The organism is Pedobacter jaeyakensis (assembly GCF_054461315.1).
In genome coordinates this window covers 2,779,683-2,797,123 of sequence record NZ_CM136921.1, presented here as the reverse complement: position 1 = coordinate 2,797,123, position 17,441 = coordinate 2,779,683, and the positions used below count along the sequence as shown (strand labels likewise).

The window sequence follows — 17,441 nt, the reverse complement described above, 5'->3', positions numbered from 1 at the left end:
AGTGCCCAATATTGCATTAATTATTAGATAAATACAAATGTATTACAGACAAGTTATCCTATTTAGCCTATTAATGGCGTTAAGCTCTATAAGCTACACTCAGACACTAAACAGTGCAAATTTTAAAATATCGGATAAACGGAAAGGCATTAACTCAGTCGACTTAGTGGTGAATGGAGATATTCTGATCGGAATTTCTGGTGATGGTGAAATCAATTACGTTGATACCGAAAAAGACGTAGAATATTTTGATGGTTTTGATAAGGATAAAGCCGGCAAAGTTAAATCCGTAGGGAATATCCAAATTGATTATTATGACAATTTTGATATTAACGATCCAAAAGGAAAAATCAAATCTATCGGTAACATTAAGATCTTGTACAACAATTCGTTCGACATCCAAGAGAAATATGGAACACTAAAATCAATTGGCGCTATTACCATTAAGTATTATAACGCATTTGACATCCATGATCCGGATGGACAGGTTAAGTCAGTTGGTAATGTTAATGTCGTCTACTACAATTCTTTTGATGACAAAGAACTTTTTGGCCGCGTCAAATCCATAAAAGGAAATTCAAAATCTGTATATGTTTCTAAGTACAGAGGCAGGCAGTATTAGGAATGCAAACAGAAAAATAGTTTCTCTAAAGAGTCCTAGAAATTTAATCCTTTTTCAGGGTCAAAGGTTCCCGCCTCGTAACGAGAACACTTTTTTTGTATCTTTACAGCAAAAATGCAAGCCGTTCTACCGCTGCGAATAATTTCGAAGAGGAAAGTCCGGGCAACGTAGAGCATCTCGCTTCCTAACGGGAAGAGGTTTGGGATTGAACACCCGAATTATGGAAAGTGCCACAGAAAGTGCACCGCCGATGGCTGAAAGGCACAGGTAAGGTTGAAAACGTGAGGTAAGAGCTCACGAGGTAGTCGGGCGACCGGCCGCTTTGTAAACCCCGGGAGTTGAAAGACCAAATAGGCTAACGTATGTAGGGCTGCTCGTCCGATGTTAGTGGGTAGGTCGTTAGAGATAAATGGCAACATTTATACTGGATTAATGGTAGAAGTCTTGATTTATTAGGATACAGAACCCGGCTTACAGGCTTGCATTTTTTTATATTCCATTAAAAAAAGTAATATATTAGCGCACAAATAAATCATACCCAGTATCTATGGCAAAATTGTTAATAATTGATGATGAGAGAGCAATAAGAAGTACTCTTCGTGAAATTTTAGAGTACGAAAATTATGAAGTTGAAGATATTGACAATGGAGTAGAAGGCTTAGAATTAATCAAGAAAAAGAAATTTGATCTGGTATTGTGCGACATTAAAATGAACCGTATGGACGGCATGGAGGTATTGGAACAAGCTTTAGCTTTTAGTCCGGACCTTCCGTTTATCATGATCTCCGGACACGGTACAGTTGAAACTGCAATTGAGGCCAGCAAAAAAGGCGCTTTCGACTTCATCTCTAAACCACCAGACCTTAACCGCTTATTAATTACCGTTAGAAATGCGCTCGACAGAGGCACTTTAGTAACTGAAACTAAAGTTTTAAAAAGAAGAGTTAGCAAGACCAGAGATATACTTGGAAGTTCTGTTAACATCAATAAGATAAAGGAAACAATTGATCGTGTCGCTCCTACTGAAGCCCGTGTTTTAATTACCGGAGCTAATGGTAGTGGTAAAGAGCTTGTCGCACGTTGGTTGCACGAGAAATCGAACCGGGCGGACAGTCCACTTATTGAAGTCAACTGCGCGGCAATTCCATCAGAACTGATTGAAAGTGAGTTATTTGGTCATGAAAAAGGTTCATTTACTTCGGCAGTAAAACAACGTATCGGTAAGTTTGAACTTGCCAACGGTGGGACTTTATTTTTAGATGAGATTGGCGACATGAGCCTTTCTGCACAAGCAAAAGTATTAAGAGCGCTCCAGGAGCATAAAATCAGTCGCGTTGGTGGTGAAAAAGAATTGGAAGTAAATGTGAGGGTGCTTGCGGCAACTAACAAGGACTTGATGAAAGAAATCGAGGCAGGTAATTTCCGTATGGATTTATACCACCGTTTAAATGTGATCAATATTCATGTTCCACATCTCCGGGAACGTATTGAAGACATCCCTGAAATTGCACAGAATTTTCTAGAAGACATTTGCAGGGATTATGGTATTCCAGTCAAAAAGATAAGTGAGAGCGGTATGGTTGCTTTACAAGGCTTACCGTGGACCGGTAATGTGCGTGAATTGCACAATATGATTGAACGTTTGATCATTTTAAGTGATAAGGTGATTACCGAACATGACGTTATTGCCTTTGCTAATCCAGGAGGTGGTACCAATATTGGTAGTGCAGTTGGAAATGGCACTCCTGTTTCCATGGCAAATCAATCCTCAACTTCTGATTATGAGAAATTTGCCAACTTCCAGGACTATAAGGACCATGCCGAGAAGGAGTTTATCAAATTTAAGCTAGAGAAAAACAACTGGAACGTATCTAAGACTGCAGATGATATCGATATTCAGCGCAGCCACCTTTACAGTAAAATAGAGAAGTTTGGATTAAAAAGATTAGCAGAATAATTGAGGTTGACTACCTCAATTATTCCATATAATCGGCTTGCCTTATCAACAAATTCCTGTATTTATTAAAGATGGTTGTTTTTGAGACAAATCCAATATAACTTCCTGTTTCTGAAAGAACCGGAAGTATCCATACATTTTCCTGTTCCATTTTCGTTAATACGAACTTAACACTCATTTGTATAGTTAAGCTATCAGGAGCTGGCTTTAAAAAGTCCTTAATAATTGGATTTAGATCATTTCCGGAGCCATTCTTTAGTATATCCTCCAGGTAAACAGGGCCTAAAAACATTTGTTCCTGATTAAGAACTGGAAATACGCTTCGTTTGGATTGCAGTATTTCGGACTTCCTATTACCCAAGTATTCGTCTTGATAAAGCACGAGATAATCTTTTTCAACTAGATACTTAAGTTTCATCATGTTCAGTACCGTGGCGTCTTTGTCTTCATGAGAGAGCAGCTCCCCTTTCTCTGCAAGTGGCTTAGTATAAATTGAATAGCGATGTGTTCCTCTGTTTATGGCATACGAAATCGCGGATGTGATCATTAAGGGAACCATTAGTACATAACCCCCGGTAATTTCAGCAATTAGAAAAATGCCTGTTAAAGGCGCATGCATAATTGCACTTAAGGAAGCAGCCATACCAGCTACAATAAAATTAGAAACATTTAAGTGTGCAATGCCGAGGGTATTTGCTGTAAATGCTAATAGAAAACCTAATAACCCACCAATGATTAAGCTGGGTGCAAAAATGCCACCATTACCACCTGCACCAAGAGTAACTAAAGTAGCTACAGATTTGGCAAAAACAGTCGCCAACGTGAATAATATAACAATCCAGGGTATGGCGCTATAATCAGAAAAAATACTATTTGTTAACATGGTATTGTAATGGCCTGCTAGTAAATTTCGAATCGTAATGTAGCCCTCGCCATAAAGTGCAGGAAATAGAAATACCATAAGCCCCAGCAATACACCACCTAGAACCACTTTTTTATAGGGATTTTTGATCGTGTAAAAGAAAGACTTGATGACATAATTTGCCTTCGCAAAATACAGGGAGAACAGTCCGATTAGAATTGCAAGAACTACATAATATGGAAGTGCACTCATTTTCCATCCTTCAGTGACCAGGAAGAACAACTGTTCCCGAAAGAACAACCTTCCTATAACTGCAGCTGTAGCCGAAGCTAATAACAGCGGAATAAATACAGGTATTGTAAATTCCGGTAGCAATATCTCTATTGCAAAGACGATCCCTGCAATTGGGCTGTTAAACGCAGCTGATATAGCTCCGGCGGCACCACAGGCCAATAGAAGAGTTATTTCCCGGTAAGATAACCCTAGAAATCTTCCAACAACTGACCCGATGCCTGAGCCGCTTGTAACGATCGGGGCTTCTAAACCAGTTGACCCACCAAAACCTACTGTTAATGCAGCTGTAATGATTTGGGAATAGATATTATGAGGCTCAATTTGACTCGATTTCTTGGAGATGGCATGTAGTAATGGTGTTAACCCTGTTTCGAACTTTCCTTTCCTGATAAATCTGCGTACATACATAACTGAAAGCAGAATTCCGATACATGGGAAGAAGAAATACAGGTAATATTTATATTTCCACTGAAAACCATCTTGAAGGAATTCTTCTATATGATGGGTGACAGTTTTAAGCAGCGCAGCAGCCAATCCAGATAATATCCCAACTACTAGCGCAGCAATTATTAGGAAATTACGATTAGAAATTTTTGTTTTCCGGAATTGGTTAATTTGGTCTACATAATTTACCAGCCGTACATACATATCTTAAATTTTAGGAATCAAATTTATCCAATAGCTTGATGAGCGTTGCGAAATCTTTCGGGTAAGGTGCGTCAATTACTATATCCTGATCGTCCAGTCCTTTGAAAGTCACAAACCGGGCATGCAAAGCAAACCTTTTCATAATGGGCTGCTCCTCTTCATCTTTAGCTATTCTGTAGCCTTTTTTCATACTGGAAAGAAACACCGGTTTTCCCTTATACATCTCATCACCCACGATAGCAGCACGTTGTGTTGCCAAGTGAATCCTGATCTGATGCATGCGGCCGGTGATTGGTTTACATTCAACCAATGAATAATGGCGGTAATGTTTTATGGTATTAAAGATGGTTTCGGCACGTTTACCTTCTTTTCTATCTATTGTAACACTCTTGTTCCCATCGTTTAAAATAGGAAGGTCTATGAATAGTTCGTTAAAAGTGAATTGCCCATCTACCACTGCATGGTACACTTTATTAACCTTGCGCTTTTCAAATTGGATGGCCACATGGCGGTAGGCTTCAGGAGTTTTTGCTATGATGATGGCACCGGAGGTTTCTTTATCTAATCGGTGACATACCTGTGCATCATCACTGTACTGCTTGGCTAGGCGTAGTATATTTACTTCGCCTGATCCGCCGCGCTCGTCCAGTGATGCTACAAAAGGTGGTTTATTGACAACGATATAATCATCGTTTTCGAAAAGTATAAGGTCTTTAAAGGAAGGGTATTTCAATTGCTTTGCTTTCTTGTGACTGCAAAAGTACTAAGAAAGTTCGAATTTATAACCGACTCCCTTGACCGTAGCCACATAAGTCTCGCCAAGTTTCTCTCTCAGCTTACGAATATGCACGTCTATAGTACGGTTCGTTACAACTACAGAATCTTCCCAAATGTTCTTTAAAATAGATTCACGGGTATAAACTTTACCCGGTTTTGATGCCAGCAGGTAAAGTAACTCAAATTCCTTTTTGGCAAGAACTACCTTATTTCCGTTTTGATAAACAAGGTAGGCTTCGCGGTCTATTACCAGATCACCAATTTCTACTTTATTCTCAGAAACTTCATCAGTACTGCTGTTTCTTCTTAATATCGCATTAATTCTACTAACCAATGCTCTAGGCTTAATTGGTTTTGCAATGTAATCATCTGCACCAACATTAAATCCGGCTATTTCAGAATATTCCTCGCTCCTTGCGGTGAGAAATACCATAAAAGTGTTTTTAAATTCAGGGATTGCTCTCATGATGCGGCAGGCTTCTATTCCGTCCATTTTTGGCATCATGATGTCAAGGATGATCAAATCAGGATGAACTTTCTTTGCAACGTTAATTCCTTCTTGTCCATTATTTGCTAGAAAAACCTGGTAACCTTCTTTTTTTAAATTGTATTCTATCAACTCTAAAATATCCGGTTCATCATCAATAATAAGTATTTTTTGGTTTGAGGTACTCATAGCTTTAATTATTTGTTACGAAAATACGTAGTGCGTTATAATATAGCGTTAAACCAAAGTTAACAAATTGTTAAGGACATCAGGTATTTTAACATGAATTTAGGATTATCGTAAAGTCTTCCCTAAAAACGTTCCCAGCTCCTCTCCCCTGAGATTTTTAGCAATGATAACTCCTTTAGGATCAATAAGAAATGAGCTAGGAATCGCTTCTACTTGATATAACCTAACAGTTGCACCTTCGAAGTCGGAAAGCTCACTTGCATGGTTCCATGTTAATTTATCAGCATCGATTGCTTTCTTCCATGCAGCAGGTTCTTTATCAAGTGAAATGCCTAAGACTGTAAAATTTTTATCTTTATAAGTGTTGTAGGCTTTAACAAGGTTTGGGTTTTCCTGGCGACAAGGCATACACCATGATGCCCAAAAATCTACCATTACATATTTTCCCTTGAAGTCTGACAGCTTAATTGGACTTCCGTTAATTCCGTTTATGGTAAACTCAGGTGCAGGTTGTCCTACTTGCACTAATTTCAAACCAGCCATTTTCTTTAGGAATTCACTTACTGCAGAATTTTCATTAAAACTACTCTTAATTTTATCAGCGTAAGCAACCATTTCCTTCTCATACTCAGCCGGGTTTAATAGATTAATTGCATAAAAACCTGCAAGACTCTCTGTATTTTCTTGTGCAAACTTTAAGATTGCCTGGTTTAAACCATTAACTTCTACCATGTATTTTGGACGCATTTGCTCCATTATCATTTCGCGCTTGTCGGGTTGAGCTGCAACGTTTTGATCAAACTGGGTTTGGATGGCGTTGATCCGGCCAATGTATTGATTTTTTATGGTGTTAAGTTCATGAAGCTTATCTGCATCGGCTGCGCCGGATATATTATACGCTAAGCCTTTATCCGTAAGGTCTGCGCTAATCTTGATGTGATCCCCATTTTTAGCAATGATCATGTACTCATTTGAGCCGGTACTAATCCTGAAAAAATCAGCTCCAGGTGTGCTGTGCTCAAATTTAAACTCTCCCTTTTCTGAAAATACTGTTGAATCCAATGCCTGGGCGTTGTCTTTTTGTAAGCCATAAAGGTACACTTTACCCTGTGGCTTAACATTGTTAAATTGGCCTTCAATTATAAATTTACTACTGTCCTTGCAGGCAGCAAATATGACACATAACATTAAAAGAGAAGCGATTTGCTTTAGTGATTTCATAGGATTATGATTTTAATTTTTCTTGTAATACCGCATTGATCTTTTGGGGATCGGCCTTTCCTTTGGCTAGTTTCATTACCTCACCAACAAAAAGTCCCAATACCCCTTTTTTACCTTTTTTAAAGGCCTGTACCTGTACATCAAATTTAGCTAATACTTCATCCACAAATTTACCAAGTTCATCCGCATTTTCTTCTATAAGCAGATTAAGCTGCCTGGCCAAAGCGTTAACATCGACGCCTGTATTAATCGCAGGAATAAGTTGTTGTAAGGCAATTTGCTGTGTAATTTTCTTGGAATCCACCAAATTTATTACAGCAGACATCTGATCTGCACTTACGTTAAATAATGATATGCCGATTTGTTGCTCACTTAATAAAGCCCTTATTGAGCCAGTTAGCCAATTAACCAGACTCTTTTTATTATTTACCGACAATAATGCGGCGTTAAAATAGTTTAGCAGGTCAGCATCTTCTGCAAGCATGGTTGCCTCAGCGTTATTCATGCCGTAATCTGCCATCAAACCTTTTGCAATTTGGCCAGGAAGCTGTGGCATTCCCTCTTTAATTTGATTTAACCATTCATCCGATATATAGATTGGCGCTAAATCTGGATCGGGAAAGTACCGGTAATCATTAGCCTCTTCCTTAGTACGCATAGGCGAAGTGGTGCCCTGTTCAGCATCAAAATTTAAGGTACTTTGTATTATTGCGCCACCTTTATTGATTACATCAACTTGGCGGTTAAACTCAAAATCCATCGCCCTTCGTACATTTCTAATGGAGTTTAAGTTCTTGACCTCGCATCGGGTACCGAAAACCTGGGTGCCTGCGGGACGAATTGAAATGTTAGCATCACAACGCAAACTACCCTCCTCCATATTTCCATCACTTACATTAAGGTGCCTAACGAGTTTCCTCATTTCAGTTAGCAAGACTGATGCTTCTTCCGAACTGGAAATATCCGGTTCTGTAACAATCTCGATTAATGGTACACCTGCGCGATTCAAGTCTACATAAGAGTATTTAGGATTTTGATCATGCAGGCTTTTACCGGCATCTTCTTCCAGGTGAATCCTGTTGATACCTATGCGTTTCTCACTACCATCGGTTAGTGTTACGATAATAAATCCATTTTGACAAATCGGCTTATTATCTTGAGTAATCTGATAACCTTTAGGAAGATCTGCATAAAAGTAGTTTTTGCGGTCGAAGTAGTTTAACTGGTTTATTGTACAGTTTAGCGCTAAGCCCATCCTGATTGCCTTTTCAACAACCTCTTTATTTAATTTAGGCAAGGCTCCTGGCAAGGCCAGACTTACAGCAGATATGTGCTCATTTGGTTTTGCTCCAAAAGCAGCACTATCTGAAGAAAATATTTTTGTGGCTGTATTGAGTTGCACATGGATCTCGAGACCAGATACCAATTCGAACTCTGATGGAGATACAGTTGTTTTCGTACTCATTTATAGGCGATACTTAGCTTAATTATCTATTTCTTAAACATACAAACATAACCATTTATGCGTTATTATACCAGATTTAGCGTACAAATGCTTTATGGCACAGACTTTGAATCTAGTTACACACACACACATAGTTAATCGGTAAAACTACTGAAAGGTATTTTATCTTATTGGAAACTTAAATGATAACCGTTATGAAAAAGTTAATTTTATTAGGATCTTTATTAACCGCAATCACATTTACAACAAAGGCACAATTAAGTGTTAACATCAATATAGGGCCTCAACCACAGTATGTTCCCTTAAGATATAGTACCGCGAGTTATTATTATTCTGAGCCAGTTCGGTATTACGCTCCAGTCCGCAGGCCAGTGTATGTAAGACATGTTAATGTGGTAAAGAGACCGTATTATGTTAACTCTGTAAGAGCAGAAAGACGCCCAGTGGTTTATCGTAAAATACATTACAAAGGAAATAAAGGATATTTTAAAAATAACTGGAAAGTGAAAGGTGGCCATCATGGAAAAGGTCGCAGGTAAAAAAAGGGCTTACATTTTTGTAAGCCCTTTTTTTTCAATTAATCTATTTCTGGAAGACATTTGCAAACAGTAAGAAAGTCTGATTTGCCGCCTCTATGGCTTGATCTTGTAGTGCTTTATCATTTGTTTGACTATTCAAAACTTCAATAAACGCCCCCCACTTCTCACCTGTATCAGCGCCATACCCTGAAAAGAAAGATATGCCATTTCTAATTCCAGATTTTTCCAACATTTGAACAATGATACGCCCACCCATAATAGAGCCTTCCATCACATAAAGGGCTCCCAACGCTTGTAAAGCATTGCTTATTTTTGGCATTTCAGTAGTTTTAACGTCAGAAACATCGCCACCAAGCTCTTCAATATCGGTTTTTAAATAGCCTGAATTCCTGCGGTCATCATAATCCGGTAGCAATTTTGGAGTGATGTAGGGAGCTATTTCGGCCTCGACCTGACTGAAATATGTGTAAAAACCTTTTAAAAATTGAGCATAATCGGTTTCAGACCTTATTAACCTAAGTTGCTGAACAACTATTTTCTCTAATTCAAGGTGGGCATTTTTTGTTTTTTCTTTTAGGTCAACGCTTAACATATAGGAATTATTAATTTCATGATCGTGTTTAATGATTCTAAACAACATTTCAAATATGATTATATTTGTGCTTAATAATGCAATAAAATCAATTTTTAACGATGAGATTTGGCTGCTCTGTTATCATAATCTAGAGGAACAGTACTATCTAAAATACTTTAAACGTTATACTATATATGCAGGAAACCCCAAATACCGATAGAAAAGCTGGCCTTTTGAAATGGCTAAAGCGTATCGGTATTTGGGGTTTTCTATTCTTTTTGGTGAAAGGCCTGCTTTGGCTTGCCTTCTTCTATTGGGGCGGTAAAGCTGCCTTCGGCTAGAAGCCCACCACCGCTTCTATTACATAACCATTGAATTTACCACCTGCCCTGTAATCTGCTGTTGGGAAATCTTTATATTTCTGAACTACATATTCGCCTTTTAGCAATACGTTTTTAGTCATGAACCAACCCGCAGCTGCAGCTACCCTGTTCAATTTCACATCGCCGGTGTACACAATTGGTCCGGCGCCTGTTCCTGCTGCGTTATCCACCAATCTGGCAGATACGGTATTGTATTTTAAGCCAATGAATAGGTCTTCTTGTTTCCCAAACCTGTACACACCGTCAATCGCAAATTGTTTGGCATCTCTGGTGTCAGTTTCCCTGGCATTACGACCAGATGCAGTTTCGTAAGTTCCAAAAATCTCCAGACCCTTGGCTTTAAGAAATCCGTTGAACATAAAGGAATTGATCTTTTTACTGAAGCCAGGATTAAAGCGACCAGAAAAGGCCAATGGTGTGCCTGCACCAGTTGCGCTGCTAGGGTTTAATGAATTCTGCTCCATGATAAACTGGTAGTTAGAACCAGAACGATCGCCTCCAAATATGGTGTTACCGCCGCTACTTTGGTTACCATAGTAAGAACCACTTAACCTAACACGAATATCTTGTGTTAATTGGGTATCATAACCTCCTTTTAAAATAATAGAAGGTGATTTATGGTAATCTCCATCAGGGTTTGAAGCTGCGTATAGTGAGTCTACGTTACCTTTAATCATACCGTTGGTTACGCTTAGCATTCCAAACATGCCATTCTTTTTTAAGTAAACCTCTCCACCTATTTCAGTTGCAAACTCGTCCATGATGTTACCTTCTACAAAAGGATTGTATATGGCCTGACCGCCATCAGACCTGCGGAAATGCTCATCACCATAGTTCACTTCAAAGTGACCAATTTTGACAGTGGCCACTTTCATCAGTTCTTCCCAGAACATGCCTTTAAATGGAAGCTTGTCAAATTGAATAAAACCACCTTTAACCCAGGTTTCGTTATGGTGTTTGGTAGATAAATAGCTGGTGATGTTTAGTCTGATACCATCTGCAAGTTGTACATCCATAAATAAATTGGCTTGTGCAGTTTGAAAACCCGGTGTTATTACCTTAAGCTTGTTACCCGGAGTTGAAACACCGCCGGCAAAGGAACCGACGTTGTTCCTGAGTGCGTCTGGATTCTTATGTTTAAGACTTTGAAACTGTTGCGTAAAGCCGGCACCAAACTTCAATTTTAGTCCGTCAAAAGTGCTTGCTGAATCTTTAGGATCTTCAAATACATTGATCCCCGATTTGTCATATGGTCTGATGTTTTGAATTCTAGGTTGTTGTGCAAATGAAACTGCAGGTACAATGACCATTAAAGCTACCGCTGTAATTCCGCGATATAAAGTATTAGTTTTCATAATGTTGAGTATAAATTTGTGGAGGTTATTTTTTGAAGTTTAAGGTGTAAGTTACCAGGAGTTCGTTGGCTACTTTCATAGCGCCTAGCATAAAACTAGGTGGGTCTATATTGTATTCTGTTTGCTTAATGGATTCAGAACCTGTGCAGGTAATACTTTGATCTGCTTTGACTTCTCCGCTTACCTGCATAGCTATGCTCTTAGAAACACCTGCTATGGTGAGTATGCCTGTGGCCTTTATTTTAAACTTGTTTTTGGAAACAGGTGAAATGACTGCATTGCTCAACTTAAAAGTGATTTTAGGAAAATCATCTGCTTTGATGGTTTTATAGGTACGCGTGTCCATCGAACTATGCTCACTCTTCAGGCTTTTCGCCAGAACTGTAAAGCTTAAATCACTGAGGCTTTTTGGGATATTATCCGCTCCGGTTAAGACTCCGAAATCCGCCTCGGCTACTGGGTTCAAAGCAGTCATTGTCCAGTCGTGCACATTTGATTTTCCTGCTATTTTTACCAAATTATCTTTGCCATTTAATTTATAAAGCGCTTGCCCGCTTAAGCTGGTTATGGACAGTGCAGGGATAAGTAATGTTAGGGCCAGGTATCTTTTGATAGCTGTAAGTCCGGTTAATTTGCTAAAGGTTTTCATATTCTGATTGTTCGTTATCAATACTCAAACCTACAGCTAACCCATTGGCTTATAAATGATAAGCGGTATTGTAAATAGTGACCTTCATCACAGTGGGTTCAATTTTGCAAATACAATACCGGCGATGATGGCCTGCATAAACCCATAGCAAAACCAGCTGAATACGATTGTTAGTGTGATGTCCAGCGAGCTAAAGCTAATCCACATGACAGGAAGCAGGGCCACCAATGCGTAGACGAGTCCAAACTCCAAACCCCTCAACAGAAAATGTCCATGAAATAAACTTTTAAACCTATCCCAGAACCAGGACAACGCAAAGCTGATGATAAAAGCATGCATGTAGAAAAGCACATCTCTGCTTCCATTTGAGTTAAAGAGCGGATTGTTATACTCGAAAAACAAAGCAGGAAAAAACCTAACAGCAAGGAACAACCCGCCATAGCATATAATGAACAAGATTGTTCCTGCAATAAATCCAGATACAATTATTTTTTTCATGGTTATTAATTTAAAATATTGGCTTTGAGGGTGAACTCCACATCCAGCTGATTATTGGTTTTAATCATCCCTCCTATTTTTCTAGGTGGTATGATATTGAAATCTGAAAAATTTATAGTTTTTGTGCCGATAAGGGTAATGTTCTTTAATCCATCCGCTGTGCAGCGATAGGCCACATCGAAACGCTTAGTTATCCCGGCAATAGAAATATTGACGCTGCCGGAAATGATGCTTTCGCCCCTGGAGGGATCAGGATATTTGCTTAGACTAATAAAGGTTACGGTAAGTTTTGGAAACTCTTCTGCCTTAAGGGTTTTCCTGAGGTCTTTGGTCATGATAACATTGTGGCAATCAAAGCTTTTTATAGGCAAGACCATTTGTCCGGAGATCTTGACCTCTTCTGCACCTTTATGACTATACATAGCCAGGGTATCTGGATTTGTATAATCAGGTATTACGCAGCTAAATTTATTGATGTTTGTACTTCCGTTTACTTTGAGGGAGCAATTTTTAGTTAGCGCCCATTTAACGGCTTTGCCTTTATCTTGCGCTGTTAGTAATAGCAGCAAGATGATCAGGACGTGTTTTAAATTGATCATTTGTAGCCATTATATACTACGCTGCTTAAAGGAATAACACTTCTTTTGGCAGCATGATAAGTTGCCAGCAATTCTTCTTGCCTGCGTTTAAGATAAACATGATCTTCCATTAGGCTCAATCCAATTTTCCTGACAGGACCGTTTGTAAGCGGCTCCAACTTTTCCAGGAAGTCGGTAACCTGTGGTCGAAGTTCAGCCAGCGATTGTCCGAGCTGACAAAGGGTTTCTGGAAAATCCGGATATATTTCGCATTTCTGACTTTCATTGTAATGCTTTTTTAAAAACTCGTATTCGCCGTCCATGAATTCCAGGTTGGATAGCCAGTCGCGCCCAATCAAATACAGTTCGTTAATCTCTACCTCCAGTTGGTGGTCTTCTATGGTTGTTGTCATCGCTGTCCGATTTCTAATACTACCCTTCCTTCAATTTCACCTTTTCTCATTTGATCCAGCACTTCATTGATGTCTTCCAATTTGGCGGCATGGACGGTTGCTTTAACCTTACCTTCCACGGCGAAGCCGATGGCTTCTTGCATGTCTTTACGAGTACCTACAATAGAACCGCGAACGGTGTACCGATTGAGTACGGTTTCAAAGATCGGCAGGTCAAAACTGCCAGGAGGCAATCCGTTAAGCGAGATGGTTCCTTTTCGTCTTAATGCAGATAATGCCTGTTTAAAGGCTATTGGAGAAACGGCGGTTACCAATACGCCATGCATACCACCAGTTTTCTCTTTAAGGTAAGCGCCGGGCTCCTGTGTTTTTGCATTGATGGTAATATCTGCACCGAGGCGTTTTGCCAAATCAAGTTTTTCATCAGAAACATCGATTGCGGCAACATGCATACCCATTGCTTTGGCATACTGAACGGCCAGGTGACCTAAGCCACCTATTCCTGATATGGCTACCCATTCGCCAGGCTTGACTTCAGTTTCTTTTAATCCTTTATACACAGTGACACCTGCGCAGGTAATTGGAGCCATTTCCAGAAAATTTATTCCTTCAGGAAAGCGGGCGATGTACCTGGCATCAGCAACAACATATTCTGCATAACCACCATCTACACTATAACCACCATTTTGCTGAGATTCGCAAAGTGTTTCCCAACCGGTTATACAATACTCGCAGCAACCGCAAGCGCTGAAAAGCCATGGTGCGCCAACAATATCACCTTCTTTAACATTATTAACCCCTCTACCCAATGCGACAACATAACCAATAGCCTCGTGACCTGGAATAAGCGGTAATTTTGGTTTAACTGGCCAGTCGCCTTCACAGGCATGCAAATCTGTATGGCATACCCCACTGGTGATTACCTTTACCAGTACCTGGTATTCTCCAGGTTCTTTAACCGGAACTTGTTCTATTGTTAGCGGTTTTCCGAATTCACGGAGCACAGCGGCTTTCATTGTTTTAGGGATCATGATTTATGATTTAGGTGAACTATCGCAAGCTTTTGAGCAAACACAGGCGTTACCGAGACAGCGGTTTTCCTGCCATTTATCCAGATTATTTATGGTTTCCATGGCCAGGGCCATTGGAAAATCTTGGAGATTAAGAGGTGTTAAGACAGCATGAGGTACGTTGCCGACTTTAATGTTGCGCAAGCTGGCAGCCAGTTGATCTATGTGAGCAACATCTGTTGATCTGGTGGCGATGTATTTGACACCCAGATCTGCCAATCTGTGTACAACAGCTGCACATACATCATCGTTGGTGTAAACAAGAATTGCCTCTTTGCCGGCGGCAAACGAAACCGTTTCCGCAGTTAGGGAATTAGAGATTAGGGTGATCTCGTGTTTTTTGTGATTGGCAATGGCAAGGGCCTCCTTCTCGCCTGCTTTAATACTATACGCTACTACTCTCATTCCTTTGATTATATCAATCAAATGTAGCGGGAATGGTCTTCCTAATAAATGAGAGGCATCATCAGGAAATAGTGACGTTCATCAGTTTTTCATGTTTTCCAGCTTGGCGTGGTTGAGAATGGTAATGGAGCTGCCTTTACGTTCAATTAGTCCTTCGTCTTTAAAATCGCTGAGCATTCTGCTTACGGTTTCAGTTGCGATACCCGCCATTGCTGCCAGATTATCACGTGATACGTCCAGCGTGTTTTGGGTTGACCCAATGTTGGCATTTCCCAGGCGGATAATTACTTCTGCCATGCGCTTCCTTACGGAGTGATACGCCAATTGCAGCAATTGCTGTTCCTTATCGAGTACGTTATTGGCCAGGATTTTAATAAAACGCGAGGCAACATCAGGATATTTATTTAGGAGGCGGTCCATCAGGTCTTTAGGTAACAGGCATATGGAAGTGTTTTCTATCGCTTCTGCAGTATCTGCATAATTTTCTCCTGCAAGGAGAGCAGCAACACCAAAGTATTCTTCGGCAGCATACATTCCCGTTAATAGTTCCCTCCCGTCATCTGCCACTTTAAAGGTTTTTACTTTACCGGCTGTAACTAAATAAATTCCGTTTACCGTATCTCCTTCGTAGTAGATGATCTGTTTCTTTTTAACCTGGCGTATTTTACGAGCCGCTATAAAGGTTTTGAGCTCTTCCATACCCTTGCCATCGATGATGGAATTGAGAGCGTCCAGCGATTTGCTGTAAGATTCTGCCTGTAGGGTTTTCTTTTTAAGACGGGATTCTATGGCATTGAACAACTCCACGTCATCGAAAGGCTTGGTGAGGTAATCATCTGCACCCATTTCCATGCCTTTACGCATGTCTTGCCGCTCTGTTTTTGCGGTTAAAAAGATGAAGGGTATTACTGCTGTTTCGGGGTTTTTACTTAATAAATGAAGCACACCATAACCATCCAGTTCTGGCATCATGATATCGCAGAGGATAAGATCTGGTAGGTTCTTTATGGAAAGCTCAACGCCTAGTTTTCCATTGTTTGCTTCTAAAACTTCGTAACCGGCAAGGGCCAGAATTTCTGCTGCACTTTCCCTGATGTCATCATTGTCTTCAATAATTAAAATACATGTTTTCTTCATAACGGGATTTTAAGCAGGGTTTATCTTTTAAATGCGAGGCTAAATTTAGCTCCTTTATTCAGTTCACTTTTAAAATGCAGCTCGCCGTTCATCAATTTAGCGTAGCGCAATACAATATTGAGCCCTAACCCAGTTCCTGGTATGCTACCGGTATTGTGGGCACGAAAAAACGGCTGAAAGAGGTGTTGCTGATCAGATTCTGGAATACCTATCCCATTGTCGTTTACGGTGACGGTGCATTCCTGTTCGTTAATCTCGGTGTTGAATTCAATGAAAGTATGCTCACCTGAATATTTTATAGCGTTGGAGATAAGATTGATCATGCAGTTTCTAAGCAGGTTTTGGTCCATTTTAACCATGCTCTCAACACCGGTGTGCTGGTAGATGATGTTTTGATCCGCTTTGGCGATCATCTGCATTTCTTCAGTAACCTCTTCTGAAAGTTTCACCAAATTAAAAGGAATAAAGCTGGGTTCAATGTTACCGGCTTCCAGTTTTTCCAGAGATAGAAAATCGTTTAGAATGGTGGTCAGGTTGCCAACTGCGCTTTTTATTTTACCTACGTGTTTGCGGATGTGTTCATTATCAAACGGTTCTGCATATTTCTCAATCAGGACAGAGGATAGCTGTACAGAACTGAGTGGCGTTCTGAACTCATGCGAGGCCATGGAGACAAAGCGGCTTTTCATTTGGTTGAGCTCTTTTTCCTTAAAGAGAGACAGACTGACCTCTTCTTTAGCCTCTCTTAGGGCAGTTACGGTTTTCCTTAAAGATGTAGTACGTTCTTCGACCAATTCTTCCAATTCTAATGCGTATTCGCGCAGTCGCTGCTCGGCTTCTTTTTCTTTAGAAAGGTCGTGGATAAAACCAGTATAAATGGTACGTTCATCATACTTCACTTCATTAACCGCCAACCTAAAAGGAAATGTACTACCATCTTTTCTTCTGCCATGCACCTCTCTTCCAGTACCAATGATCCTTTTCTCACCGGTATGCTGATAACGGGCGATGTAACCATCATGACCGCTCCTATCAGGCTCTGGCATTAATATGGAAATATTCCGACCCATAACTTCTTCTGTGCTGTAGCCAAAAAGCTTCTGGGCGGCGGGGTTTAAGCTTTCAATTAAACCGCGGTCATCAATAGTGATGATGCCATCAATGGCCGATTCAATAATTGCCTTTAAGAGTTTAGCACTTTCCATCATGTCGATTTTCTCAAATATAGCCAAATTGACGGCTTCAGTAGCTACAAATATAGGGATGCTGTTTTTCCCGCTGTGTGATGCCGGTTAGGTCTTTTCACTACCTGAATCAC

The 17,441-nt window shown here is 40.0% G+C and carries 19 protein-coding genes and 1 other RNA gene; 5 read left to right on the top strand and 15 right to left on the bottom strand.

The window, feature by feature from the left end; genetic code table 11:
• The first annotated feature begins 37 nt into the window (after positions 1 to 37).
• The 3 genes from ACXZ1K_RS12510 to ACXZ1K_RS12500 all read left to right on the top strand — a co-directional run bounded on the left by ACXZ1K_RS12510 (position 38) and on the right by ACXZ1K_RS12500 (position 2,579).
• A complete protein-coding gene (locus ACXZ1K_RS12510) occupies positions 38 to 622 on the top strand; it encodes a hypothetical protein (protein ID WP_458969999.1) in 585 nt (194 codons plus the stop codon).
• 113 nt (positions 623 to 735) lie between these two features.
• Positions 736 to 1,112, top strand: an RNA gene (rnpB, locus tag ACXZ1K_RS12505) — RNase P RNA component class A.
• Positions 1,113 to 1,169: 57 nt separating this feature from the next.
• Positions 1,170 to 2,579, top strand: a complete 1,410-nt coding sequence (locus ACXZ1K_RS12500; RefSeq protein ID WP_458969998.1) for a sigma-54-dependent transcriptional regulator — start codon at positions 1,170 to 1,172, stop codon at positions 2,577 to 2,579.
• A 19-nt stretch (positions 2,580 to 2,598) separates the two neighbouring features.
• Here ACXZ1K_RS12500 and ACXZ1K_RS12495 read toward each other — a convergent pair whose 3' ends face one another.
• The 5 genes from ACXZ1K_RS12495 to gatB form a co-directional block, all read right to left on the bottom strand.
• On the bottom strand, positions 2,599 to 4,383 hold the full coding sequence (locus ACXZ1K_RS12495) for a chloride channel protein (RefSeq protein WP_458969997.1): 1,785 nt from the start codon (positions 4,381 to 4,383) through the stop codon (positions 2,599 to 2,601).
• Between the two features lie 10 nt (positions 4,384 to 4,393).
• A complete protein-coding gene (locus ACXZ1K_RS12490; RefSeq protein ID WP_458969996.1) occupies positions 4,394 to 5,116 on the bottom strand; it encodes an RluA family pseudouridine synthase in 723 nt (240 codons plus the stop codon).
• Positions 5,117 to 5,146: 30 nt separating this feature from the next.
• Positions 5,147 to 5,836, bottom strand: coding sequence for a response regulator transcription factor (locus ACXZ1K_RS12485; protein WP_458969995.1), 690 nt, complete (start codon positions 5,834 to 5,836; stop codon positions 5,147 to 5,149).
• A 105-nt stretch (positions 5,837 to 5,941) separates the two neighbouring features.
• Positions 5,942 to 7,057, bottom strand: coding sequence for a redoxin domain-containing protein (locus ACXZ1K_RS12480; protein ID WP_458969994.1), 1,116 nt, complete (start codon positions 7,055 to 7,057; stop codon positions 5,942 to 5,944).
• A 4-nt stretch (positions 7,058 to 7,061) separates the two neighbouring features.
• Positions 7,062 to 8,522: an Asp-tRNA(Asn)/Glu-tRNA(Gln) amidotransferase subunit GatB gene (gene gatB, locus ACXZ1K_RS12475; protein WP_458969993.1), complete on the bottom strand. Its 1,461-nt coding sequence runs from the start codon at positions 8,520 to 8,522 to the stop codon at positions 7,062 to 7,064.
• Positions 8,523 to 8,716: 194 nt separating this feature from the next.
• Here gatB and ACXZ1K_RS12470 point away from each other — a divergent pair, with 194 nt between their 5' ends.
• On the top strand, positions 8,717 to 9,061 hold the full coding sequence (locus tag ACXZ1K_RS12470; protein ID WP_458969992.1) for a hypothetical protein: 345 nt from the start codon (positions 8,717 to 8,719) through the stop codon (positions 9,059 to 9,061).
• Positions 9,062 to 9,104: 43 nt separating this feature from the next.
• Here ACXZ1K_RS12470 and ACXZ1K_RS12465 read toward each other — a convergent pair whose 3' ends face one another.
• Positions 9,105 to 9,701: a biliverdin-producing heme oxygenase gene (locus ACXZ1K_RS12465; RefSeq protein WP_458969991.1), complete on the bottom strand. Its 597-nt coding sequence runs from the start codon at positions 9,699 to 9,701 to the stop codon at positions 9,105 to 9,107.
• A 128-nt stretch (positions 9,702 to 9,829) separates the two neighbouring features.
• Here ACXZ1K_RS12465 and ACXZ1K_RS12460 point away from each other — a divergent pair, with 128 nt between their 5' ends.
• The gene (locus ACXZ1K_RS12460) at positions 9,830 to 9,976 is read left to right on the top strand and encodes an alanyl-tRNA synthetase (RefSeq protein WP_458969990.1); all 147 of its coding nucleotides are present in this window, start codon (positions 9,830 to 9,832) and stop codon (positions 9,974 to 9,976) included.
• Here the strand turns inward: ACXZ1K_RS12460 and ACXZ1K_RS12455 are convergent.
• From ACXZ1K_RS12455 to ACXZ1K_RS12415, 9 genes are all read right to left on the bottom strand, one after another.
• Positions 9,973 to 11,373 carry a hypothetical protein gene (locus ACXZ1K_RS12455; RefSeq protein WP_458969989.1) on the bottom strand — a complete coding sequence of 467 codons (1,401 nt, stop codon included), beginning with the start codon at positions 11,371 to 11,373 and terminating at the stop codon, positions 9,973 to 9,975. The genes ACXZ1K_RS12460 and ACXZ1K_RS12455 overlap by 4 nt on opposite strands.
• A gap of 25 nt (positions 11,374 to 11,398) precedes the next feature.
• The gene (locus tag ACXZ1K_RS12450; protein WP_458969988.1) at positions 11,399 to 12,022 is read right to left on the bottom strand and encodes a YceI family protein; all 624 of its coding nucleotides are present in this window, start codon (positions 12,020 to 12,022) and stop codon (positions 11,399 to 11,401) included.
• 87 nt (positions 12,023 to 12,109) lie between these two features.
• The gene (locus ACXZ1K_RS12445) at positions 12,110 to 12,520 is read right to left on the bottom strand and encodes a hypothetical protein (protein WP_458969987.1); all 411 of its coding nucleotides are present in this window, start codon (positions 12,518 to 12,520) and stop codon (positions 12,110 to 12,112) included.
• 5 nt (positions 12,521 to 12,525) lie between these two features.
• On the bottom strand, positions 12,526 to 13,119 hold the full coding sequence (locus ACXZ1K_RS12440; protein WP_458969986.1) for a YceI family protein: 594 nt from the start codon (positions 13,117 to 13,119) through the stop codon (positions 12,526 to 12,528).
• Positions 13,116 to 13,511: a hypothetical protein gene (locus ACXZ1K_RS12435; protein ID WP_458969985.1), complete on the bottom strand. Its 396-nt coding sequence runs from the start codon at positions 13,509 to 13,511 to the stop codon at positions 13,116 to 13,118. The genes ACXZ1K_RS12440 and ACXZ1K_RS12435 overlap by 4 nt, the downstream gene beginning before the upstream one ends.
• Positions 13,508 to 14,542 carry an alcohol dehydrogenase AdhP gene (gene adhP / locus ACXZ1K_RS12430; RefSeq protein WP_458969984.1) on the bottom strand — a complete coding sequence of 345 codons (1,035 nt, stop codon included), beginning with the start codon at positions 14,540 to 14,542 and terminating at the stop codon, positions 13,508 to 13,510. Before adhP ends, ACXZ1K_RS12435 begins: the two co-directional genes overlap by 4 nt.
• A 3-nt stretch (positions 14,543 to 14,545) precedes the next feature.
• Positions 14,546 to 14,986: a lactate dehydrogenase gene (locus ACXZ1K_RS12425; RefSeq protein WP_458969983.1), complete on the bottom strand. Its 441-nt coding sequence runs from the start codon at positions 14,984 to 14,986 to the stop codon at positions 14,546 to 14,548.
• Between the two features lie 81 nt (positions 14,987 to 15,067).
• A complete protein-coding gene (locus ACXZ1K_RS12420) occupies positions 15,068 to 16,123 on the bottom strand; it encodes a response regulator (RefSeq protein ID WP_458969982.1) in 1,056 nt (351 codons plus the stop codon).
• A 20-nt stretch (positions 16,124 to 16,143) separates the two neighbouring features.
• A complete protein-coding gene (locus ACXZ1K_RS12415) occupies positions 16,144 to 17,328 on the bottom strand; it encodes a PAS domain-containing sensor histidine kinase (RefSeq protein ID WP_458973254.1) in 1,185 nt (394 codons plus the stop codon).
• Positions 17,329 to 17,441: the final 113 nt, after the last annotated feature.